Origin of the sequence: Streptomyces sp. NPDC059255, from assembly GCF_042752355.1 — a bacterium.
Lineage (GTDB): Bacteria > Actinomycetota > Actinomycetes > Streptomycetales > Streptomycetaceae > Streptomyces.
Window position 1 is genome coordinate 110,133 of record NZ_JBHYZP010000002.1, and the last position, 8,138, is coordinate 118,270.

General features: G+C 70.3%; 8 protein-coding genes and 1 tRNA gene. 5 read left to right on the plus strand and 4 right to left on the minus strand.

Annotated elements, in window-relative coordinates; translation table 11 throughout:
- Nucleotides 1–17: 17 nt before the first annotated feature.
- From ACFXKG_RS04215 to ACFXKG_RS04225, 3 genes are all read left to right on the plus strand, one after another.
- Entirely contained in the window at nt 18–986 is a 969-nt protein-coding gene (locus ACFXKG_RS04215) for an XRE family transcriptional regulator (protein WP_384832044.1), read from the plus strand.
- A gap of 84 nt (nt 987–1,070) precedes the next feature.
- Nucleotides 1,071–1,466 carry an ArsR/SmtB family transcription factor gene (locus ACFXKG_RS04220; RefSeq protein WP_384832047.1) on the plus strand — a complete coding sequence of 132 codons (396 nt, stop codon included), beginning with the start codon at nt 1,071–1,073 and terminating at the stop codon, nt 1,464–1,466.
- A gap of 141 nt (nt 1,467–1,607) precedes the next feature.
- Entirely contained in the window at nt 1,608–1,979 is a 372-nt protein-coding gene (locus tag ACFXKG_RS04225; RefSeq protein WP_365811816.1) for a hypothetical protein, read from the plus strand.
- 145 nt (nt 1,980–2,124) lie between these two features.
- On the opposite strand, the gene ACFXKG_RS04230 is transcribed toward ACFXKG_RS04225, so the two are convergent.
- Both ACFXKG_RS04230 and ACFXKG_RS04235 read right to left on the minus strand, forming a co-directional pair.
- The gene (locus tag ACFXKG_RS04230; protein ID WP_365811815.1) at nt 2,125–2,487 is read right to left on the minus strand and encodes a metalloregulator ArsR/SmtB family transcription factor; all 363 of its coding nucleotides are present in this window, start codon (nt 2,485–2,487) and stop codon (nt 2,125–2,127) included.
- A gap of 217 nt (nt 2,488–2,704) precedes the next feature.
- Nucleotides 2,705–3,886 carry a Gfo/Idh/MocA family protein gene (locus tag ACFXKG_RS04235; RefSeq protein WP_384832052.1) on the minus strand — a complete coding sequence of 394 codons (1,182 nt, stop codon included), beginning with the start codon at nt 3,884–3,886 and terminating at the stop codon, nt 2,705–2,707.
- Between the two features lie 199 nt (nt 3,887–4,085).
- Here ACFXKG_RS04235 and ACFXKG_RS04240 point away from each other — a divergent pair, with 199 nt between their 5' ends.
- Nucleotides 4,086–5,168 (plus strand): LacI family DNA-binding transcriptional regulator, encoded by a 1,083-nt coding sequence (locus tag ACFXKG_RS04240; protein ID WP_384832055.1) that lies wholly within the window; start codon nt 4,086–4,088, stop codon nt 5,166–5,168.
- Between the two features lie 192 nt (nt 5,169–5,360).
- A complete protein-coding gene (locus ACFXKG_RS04245; protein ID WP_384832058.1) occupies nt 5,361–5,906 on the plus strand; it encodes a TetR/AcrR family transcriptional regulator in 546 nt (181 codons plus the stop codon).
- 85 nt (nt 5,907–5,991) lie between these two features.
- On the opposite strand, the gene ACFXKG_RS04250 is transcribed toward ACFXKG_RS04245, so the two are convergent.
- Nucleotides 5,992–7,509, minus strand: coding sequence for a GMC family oxidoreductase (locus tag ACFXKG_RS04250; RefSeq protein WP_384832061.1), 1,518 nt, complete (start codon nt 7,507–7,509; stop codon nt 5,992–5,994).
- Between the two features lie 423 nt (nt 7,510–7,932).
- Nucleotides 7,933–8,017 (minus strand) — tRNA-Leu (locus ACFXKG_RS04255).
- Between the last annotated feature and the right edge of the window lie 121 nt (nt 8,018–8,138).

Consider the following 8,138-nt stretch of genomic DNA (forward strand, 5'->3'; position numbering starts at 1 on the left):
GACCGGGAGGGAATCCAGTGCACCAGGACCCGGATCCCTCCCCGTCCGGCCCGGCCGGCCCCTCCGGCCCCTCCGGCTTCGCCGAGGTCTTCCAGCAGGCCATCAAGAGACGCGGCCTGTCCCTGGAGCGGGTCCGCAGCCGGCTCGCCGAGCAGGGAATCCCGATCAGCCTGACCACCCTCAGCTACTGGCAGCGCGGCCGCAGCGAGCCCGAGCGGGCGGAATCGCTGCGCGCCGTGGACGCGCTGGAGACCATCCTCGACCTGCCGCCCGGGACGCTGCGCGCGCTGATCGGCCCGTACCGGCCCCGGGGCAGGGTCGCGCCGCCCGCCCACGATCTCAGCTCCTCCCACCGCGTGTTCGGCGAGAACTCCCTGGCGGAACAGATCCTCGGCCCCGACTTCGCGCGGCTCAACGAGGCCATCACCACGCTGAGCATCCGGGAGACCGTCACCATCGACGAGCACCGGCGGCTGTGCTCCATCGCCATCCAGCAGGTGCTGCGCGCGGCCCGCGACGGCGCGGACCGGCTCACCGCCGTCCACACGGTCGACAGCGGGGCACGCGCGGTCAGCACCACGGTACGGTGCGGAATTCCCGGGCCCGTCCGCTTTCTGCCCGAAGTGAGCACGGTCGTCCTCGACATACGGTTCGGCCGGAAACTCGCGAAGAACGAGACAGTCGTCATCGACTACACCCTTTCCGTCGATCCCGGGGACGGCACGGACGACCATTACGAACGCCGCACCCGCGTCCGGCTGCGCGATTACCTCCTCCACGTCTATTTCCATCCGGCGGCGCTGCCGGTGGTCAGCCACCGCTATTACCGGGAGCACTCCGGGGCGGAGATGAGCTACAACCACCGGGTCGCCCTGGACGCCTCGCACACGGTCCACTCGGCGCCGGGCCGCTGCCCGGCGGGCATTCACGGCATCTCCTGGGAGTGGCCCGAACAGGAGTCCGGCGGGCCCGGCCGGGATTGGTGAGGGGGACACACCGCCGACTAGGCTGGACCACTTCGTGCGCGGTCGGGCGCCGGGCGGCGCTGTCGGAGGGTGAGGGGACGTTCCGTGACGGGGGCACAGGTGGCGGGGGCGCAGGTGGCGGGGGCACGCGTTCCGCTGTACCAGGCGAAGGCGGAGTTCTTCCGGATGCTGGGGCACCCGGTGCGCATCCGGGTGCTGGAGCTGCTCCAGCACGGGCCGATGCCGGTACGGGACCTGCTCACCGCGATCGAGATCGAGGCGTCCAGCCTCTCCCAGCAGCTCGCGGTATTGCGCCGCGCCGGGATCGTGACCGCGACACGGAGCAGTTCGACCGTCGTGTACGAGCTGGCCGGCGGGGACGTCGCGGAGCTGCTCCGGTCGGCGCGGCGGATCCTGGTCGAGCTGCTGGCCGGCCAGGAGGATCTGCTCACCGAACTGCGTGACAACCGGCGTTCGCCGGCGCCGGAGGAAGTTTCGTAGGAAGCCGGCGCTGCCCACGGGGGCGACAGAAGCGGAATCACGTCTTCTAGTTGAAGATATCTTCAATTCGCCATCCCGTACAAGTCGTTACTCGATAAACTCGTCATACGGAGAGTCATCAGGCCGAGAGGACCGGGGTACATGGCAAGCGCGGACGTGGCACTGAAGGACGCGATGATGATCGAGGGCGCCCAGGGCGCCGCTCTGGTCGACTACACCAGCGGCATGGCGCTGGGCACGCTGGGCGGAAGCAAGGACCTGGACCTCGCCGTCGCGGCGGCGGGGAACACCGATGTCGTACGGGCCAAGATGCGCACCCTGGAGACGCTGGGCATCCGGGACGCCATCGAGGACATCCTGATCACGCTGGGCTCCCAGTACCACGTGATACGGCCGCTGTCCGGCTCGGCCGGCCAGGGGCTGTTCCTGTATCTGGTGCTGGACCGGGCGCGCGCCAATCTGGCCATGGCGCGCCACCAGTTGAAGCGGATCGAGAACGAGGTGGACGTATAGGCGACGGCGTGGGCGAGAGTCCCCGGTTCTCGGAGGTTCCGCAGTTGCCGGAGGTTCCGGAGGTTCCGGAGTTCCGGGAAGTCCCGCAGTTCCCGGAGTTCCCGGGGGCCCGGGAGGTCCCGCAGTTCCCGCAGGTCCGCACGGACTAGGACGGTCCGCCCTGCGGGGGCGTGGCCCCCGAGTCCGCGGCGCGCAGGTCGGCGAGGAGTTCGGCCTGGCCCGCCAGCACCCCGGAGAGGATCGCCCGCGCGACGCTCAGCAGTTCCGCGAGATAGGGATGGGCGAGCGCGTAGTGGACGGCGGAGCCCTCCCGGCGCGTGACCACCAGATTGGCACGGCGCAGCACGGCCAACTGCTGGGAGAGCTGGGCGGGCTCGACACCGACCTCCGGAAGCATCTCGGAGACCGCGTGCTCCCGCTCGCTGAGCAGTTCGAGCACCCGTATGCGGACGGGGTGGCCCAGCGTCTTGAAGAACTCGGCCTTCAGTTGGTACAGCGGCGTACTCACCGGCCTTGCCTCATTTCCCGCGCGTACCCCGCGTACCGCGCGTCTACCCGGAAGTCCCTGCCCCGGGGCCGTCCTCGATGTGCTGTCACCCGCACATGCTGCCACCCCCGCCTGCCGCCACTCCGGCCTGGTGATCTCGGGGAAACGCCCACATTACCGGCCGGGCTCCCGGGGTCCGTACGCCCCATGGCCGACCGGCTCGCTCCGCCGCGGAGGGCTACGCCACGGTGACGGTCCCGCCGTCCGCGTTCGCGGCGGCCACGACCGCGTCGAGGATCCGCAGGTTGTGCAGCCCGTGGGCGAGCGGCGGACAGGGTGGCAGCCGGTCGAGACCGGCGATCTGGTCGAGGAACGCCCGCGCCTGGAAGGCGAAGAACTCGTTCTGCCCATGGCCCACGCTGGGGAAGTCCATGGGCAGCCCCTGGGCGACGTACGGGTGGTCGGGGCCGATCAGGACCTGCCGGTAGCCGTTGACGGGGCCGGCCGGCGTGGCGTCCGCGAGGGTGAACTCGCCGGGGCGCACCAGGTCGAACGCGGCGGCCCCGTTGTCGCAGAAGACCTCGAAACCGAGGGAGTTGGCGAGCCCGTAGGCGACCCGCGACACGGAGAACGTACCGACGGCGCCGCTCCGGAAGGTGAGGGTGAAGGTCGCGATGTCCTCGTTCTCGACCGGCGCCCGCTCGTCGCCGACCGGTACGGCGGCGGAGTGGCCGACGGCGGTGCCCAGCGGGACCGGCCGGTCCCCGACCACGGTGGTCAGGACCGTACCGCGCACGCTCTCGACAGGTCCGCACAGGTACTCGCCGAGGTCCACGAGGTGGCTGCCGATGTCGGCGAGCGCGCCGGAGCCGGGGCCGCCGCGGTAGCGCCAGCTCATGGGCGCGTCGGGGTGGTGCCCGTAGTCGCACCAGTAGTGGCCGTTGAAGTGGCGCACCCGGCCGAGGCCGCCGTCGTTGATCTGCTCCCGGATCGCGTTGATCGCGGGCGAGCGGCGGAAGGTGAAGCCGACCGCGGCCACCCGGTCCGTCCTCGCCGCGGCCTCGGTCATGGCCTGCGCGTCGGCCGTGGACGGCGCCAGCGGCTTCTCGCACAGCACGTGCTTCCCCGCCGCGAGCAGCCCCTCGACGATCTCGCGGTGCAGCGGGTTGGCGACCACGACACTCACCGCGTCGATGTCGGGCGCGGCGGCGATCGCCCGCCAGTCGGTCTCGGCGCGCCGGTAGCCGTACCGGCGGGCGGCGTCACGGGCGAACGGCTCATGGGCGTCGGCGACGGCGACGAGCCGCACCTCGGGCAGGCCGGGATCGAAGAGGGTCGACGCGGTGCGGTATCCGCTGAGGTGCGCCCGGCCGGCCATCCCGGCTCCGACGACTGCCACCCCGATCGACGCTGTGGTCATGGGAAACCTCTTCCGTCACTCGTTCTCCGAGCGCTTTTAAAGCGCTTTAAGACGCTGGTACTATCAGTCGGCCCACCGCGAGGTGTCAAGGGTTCGGTACGGAGCCGCGGACCGTACGAAGGCGCGGCGCAACGTATGCCGGAACGTATGAGGCAACCTCACGAGGCAACCTCACGAGGGAACGTACGAGGAAACGGCCATGGAGGATCAGCCGGTGAAGAGAGCGGACTCCGGCGGCCACGGAGGCGCGGAGGCCGACGGGGACACCGGCGCGCGGAGCCGCCGGCCGCGGCTGGAGGACGTCGCCGAGCTGGTCGGGCTCTCCCCCGCGTCGGTCTCCCTCGTCCTCAGGAACGCCCCGGGGCCCAGCGCGCAGACCCGCGAACGGGTCCTCGAAGCCGCGGCCCGGATCGGCTACCGCCCCGACCGCACGGCGAGTCTGCTGGCACGCCGGCGCAGTCGCGTACTCGGCGTCACCTTCGACATCCGCAACAGCTTCCACGCCGAACTGGTCGAGAACCTGTACGTCGCGGCCGAGGCGGCGGGGTACGACCTCGCGCTGTCCACGCTGACACGCGTCCGCGACGAGGGCCAGGCCGTGGAGACCCTGCTCGACTTCCGCGCCGAGGCGCTGATCCTGCTCGGCACCGAACTGCCCGCCGCCCGGCTGGCCTCGCTCGACCGCGGGCTGCCGGTGATCTCCGTCGGGCGGCGGATCGCGGCGGCCGGCCTGGATGTCGTACGCGCCTCGGACGACGAGGGGCTGGGCCGGGCGGTGGCCCACCTGGTGGAGCTGGGCCACCGCGACATCGCCTTCATCGACGGGGGCAGGGGCGGCATCGCGGCGGACCGGCGCCGCGGCTACCGCACCGCCCTGCGCGCCCACCGGCTCGCCGACCGGATCAGGGTGCTCGCCGGCGCCCACACCGAGGAGGCCGGTGCGCGGGCCGCGGAGCGGCTGCTCGCGGAGGGCGCGCTGCCGAGCGCGGTCATCGCGTGCAACGACCGGTGCGCGGTGGGCGTGTTGAGCGCGCTCGGCCAGGCGGGGGTCGCCGTACCGGACACCCTCTCGGTCGTCGGCTACGACGACAGCGTCCTGTCCCGGCTCGCCAGTTTCGACCTCACCACCGTCAGTCAGAACCCGGAGGAACAGGCGCGCCACGCGGTGGCGGCGGCCGTCGAACGGCTCGACGGCGGGCGCTCGGCCCCGCGCGAGATCGTCCTGACACCGCGCCTGGTGGTCCGCGGCACGACGGCGGCGCCGCGCGCGGACAGCCGCTGACGGCCGCCGCGATGCCAGTCGCCAACCGGTCATGAAGAGGACCCCGCAACGGCACCCTGGGGCAAGGCGTCAAGAACGATCGCCACCGCGGCCCAACGGCTCTTCGCTCCCCGGTGATCGAATTCCGGCCGCCCGGTGACGTGACGAAGTGACTTTTGGAGGCTGCTGCGGAGCCATGCTGAACTGACGCCCATGCCCACCGCCGGGACAAGCACGAAGAGTGACGAGCGACGTCGGGCCATCGTGGCCGCCGCGATCGAGTGCTTCGCGCGAAAAGGTTTCTACGGTACGGCGACGCACGAGATCGCCGATCGGGTCGGCATCTCCCAGCCGTATCTCTATCGCCTGTACGCCAACAAGCAGGCCCTGTTCGCGGCGGCGGTCGACCACGTGTCCGTGGTGATGACCGAGACCTTGACCGCGCACGCGCCGACGTCGGGTGAGCCCCTCGCGCCCGAGGCCGCGTTGCAAGCGGCACGCGACGGTTACGCCGCGCTCGTCGCGGACCGGACCATCCTGCGTTTCCTCATGCACGCGAACTGCGCCGCCGGCGAACCGCTGGTCGGGCAGGCGGTGCGCGGCTGCTACGCCAAGCAGGTCGCCACCGTTCGGCAACTGCTGGGCGACGACGACGCCGTACGGAACTGGTTCGGCGCCGGAATGCTCGACAACGTGGTCGCCGTGCTGGGACTGGCCGACATCGACGAGCCGTGGGCGCACGTCCTCACCGCTCAGTAGGTGACGTCCGGAAGAACTCCCGGCCCGGGACGATTCCGCGCCGGGAGTTCTGTGAACCTGACCAGGACGACAGGGCTTCGGCGCCTCAGCGTGCGGCGCGGGTCGCGACGAGGTGCGCCGCGCGCTCGGCGATGCCCAGTACGGCCGCGTTGGTGTTGGCCGAGACGATCGAGGGCATCACGGAGGCGTCGGCGACGCTCAGGCCGTCGACACCGTGGACGCGCAGGGCCGTGTCGACCACGGCCTCGCCGTCCGTGCCGATGCGGCAGGTGCCCACCGGGTGGAAGTAGGTGCCGACGGTGTGGCGGATGTACGCACCGCACTCTTCGTCGGTGACAGCCTCCTGGCCGGGGAGGGTCTCGTCGTCACGCCAGGCTGACAAGGCGTCGGCCCGCGCGATGTGCCGTGCCATGCGCAAGGCGGCGACCATACGGGCCAGGTCGTCGCTCTCGGTCAGATAGGCGGGGTCGATGAGCGGGTAGGAGGCGGGGTCCGCGCTGCGCAGGCGCACACTGCCCCGGCTGGTGGGGGTCGCCAGGCCGAAGAGGATCGAGAAGCCCTCTTCGGCACCTGCCCATCGTGGTTGCAGCGCCACGGGCGTGAAGCTCATCAGGATGTCGGGATCCCCGTCCTGGCCGGTGCGTGCGAAGAGCATCGCCTGCCGCGAGGGGCCGAGCACCGGGGACTTCTTCACCCCGTAGGAGATCCAGGCCAGGGGATGGTCGTGCAGGTTGGCGCCCACACCGGGGAGATCGGCACGAACCGGGATCCCCAGCTGTCGCAGATGGTCGGCGGGGCCGATGCCGGAGAGCAGGAGAATCTGCGGAGATCCGACGGCTCCCGCGCTCAGCACGACTTCCCGCTCGGCGTGGACGGTGCGGGACGTGCCGTTCCGCACGTACTCGGCACCTCTGCACCGGCCGTTGTCCAGGAGGAGGCGCTGCACCTGTGCGTCGGTGACGACGGTGAGGTTGGGCCGTGCGAGCACCGGAAGCAGATACGCGTCCGCGGCGCTCTGCCTGCGGCCTCCGGCGACATTCCTCTCGGACCAGAACACCCCTTCGGCCTCGGGGGCGTTACCGTCCTCACAGCGCGGGAAGCCCGCGTCGAGTGCCGCGTCATGGAGGTCCTGCGCGAGAGGAGTGGCGGCGGGCGTCTCCTCGATGGTCATGGGACCCTCTTGCCCCCGGAAACGCGGATCCTTGCCTCTCGCCCGCTCGCTGCGCATGAGGAACGGCAGCATTTCCTGGTAGTTCCAGCCGACGGCGCCCTGCTTCTCCCAGGCGTCGTAGCTCGATGCGTGGCCGCGCAGGTGAGTCAGGCCGTTGATACTGCTGGAACCGCCCAGTACCCGCCCTCTGGGCCAGGTATGGACGGTGTTCTCGGTACCTGGCTGAGGTGTTGTCGTGTAGTTCCAGTCCACGGACGATCCCCAGAGACCGACCGCTGCCTCAGGGTTCCCGTCCGACATGATCGCAGGGCCTTCTCCGGCTCCCGCCTCCAGAAGGGCCACACGGACTTCAGAGTTTTCCGACAGCCGGCCGGCCAGCACCGCGCCGGCCGTTCCGCCGCCGACGATGACGTAATCGTAGATTTGCTCCATAGCCACCCTCATTCATCCGGAATTTCCTCACCGATTGCCCGGCGGTTTCTGTGACCGATGGGCGATGAATAAAGGAGGCTACCCGCATGAACCGGGTGCCGAACTCCGAGTTCGGGAGACGGCATGCGAAGGTCCTTTGCCGCTACCATCACCGCAGGTCGACCGGGCCGAGACTGCGCCGGCCACCATGATCGGCCGGGCCGGGAGGATACGGATCACAGACCGGATAAACCGGTCCATGCCGGTGGTCACACCCACGAAAGTGTCGGCTGTTTCGATCTGGAGAATTCACCGGAATTTACCGGGCCCACCGGATGGCCCTTGACGAGCGAGATCCCCGACGCACCAAAAACTCCCAGCCCGGACGAATCCGAACTGGGAGTTCTGTGAAACCGATCCGGGCAATTGAGCGACTACCCAGAGTGTCCGAGGGGGGACTTGAACCCCCACGCCCGATAAAGGGCACTAGCACCTCAAGCTAGCGCGTCTGCCATTCCGCCACCCGGACGAGTGGTCGAACCGCGGCGATCTCCCCGCGGCGACAAGAACAACGATACCAGGGGTTCGCGGTGCCTCTCACCCGTATATCCGGTGGTCAGCGGTGCGCGATCGGCCCGGTCGGGGGCCTC

What these genes read in the sequence shown, in the direction of transcription:
- ACFXKG_RS04225 (WP_365811816.1), top strand. Translation starts at nt 1,608, where the DNA reads ATGGCAAGCGCGGACGTGGCACTGAAGGACGCGATGATGATCGAGGGC.
- ACFXKG_RS04235 (WP_384832052.1), bottom strand. Translation starts at nt 3,886, where the DNA reads ATGACCACAGCGTCGATCGGGGTGGCAGTCGTCGGAGCCGGGATGGCC.
- ACFXKG_RS04240 (WP_384832055.1), top strand. Translation starts at nt 4,086, where the DNA reads ATGGAGGATCAGCCGGTGAAGAGAGCGGACTCCGGCGGCCACGGAGGC.
- ACFXKG_RS04245 (WP_384832058.1), top strand. Translation starts at nt 5,361, where the DNA reads ATGCCCACCGCCGGGACAAGCACGAAGAGTGACGAGCGACGTCGGGCC.
- ACFXKG_RS04250 (WP_384832061.1), bottom strand. Translation starts at nt 7,509, where the DNA reads ATGGAGCAAATCTACGATTACGTCATCGTCGGCGGCGGAACGGCCGGC.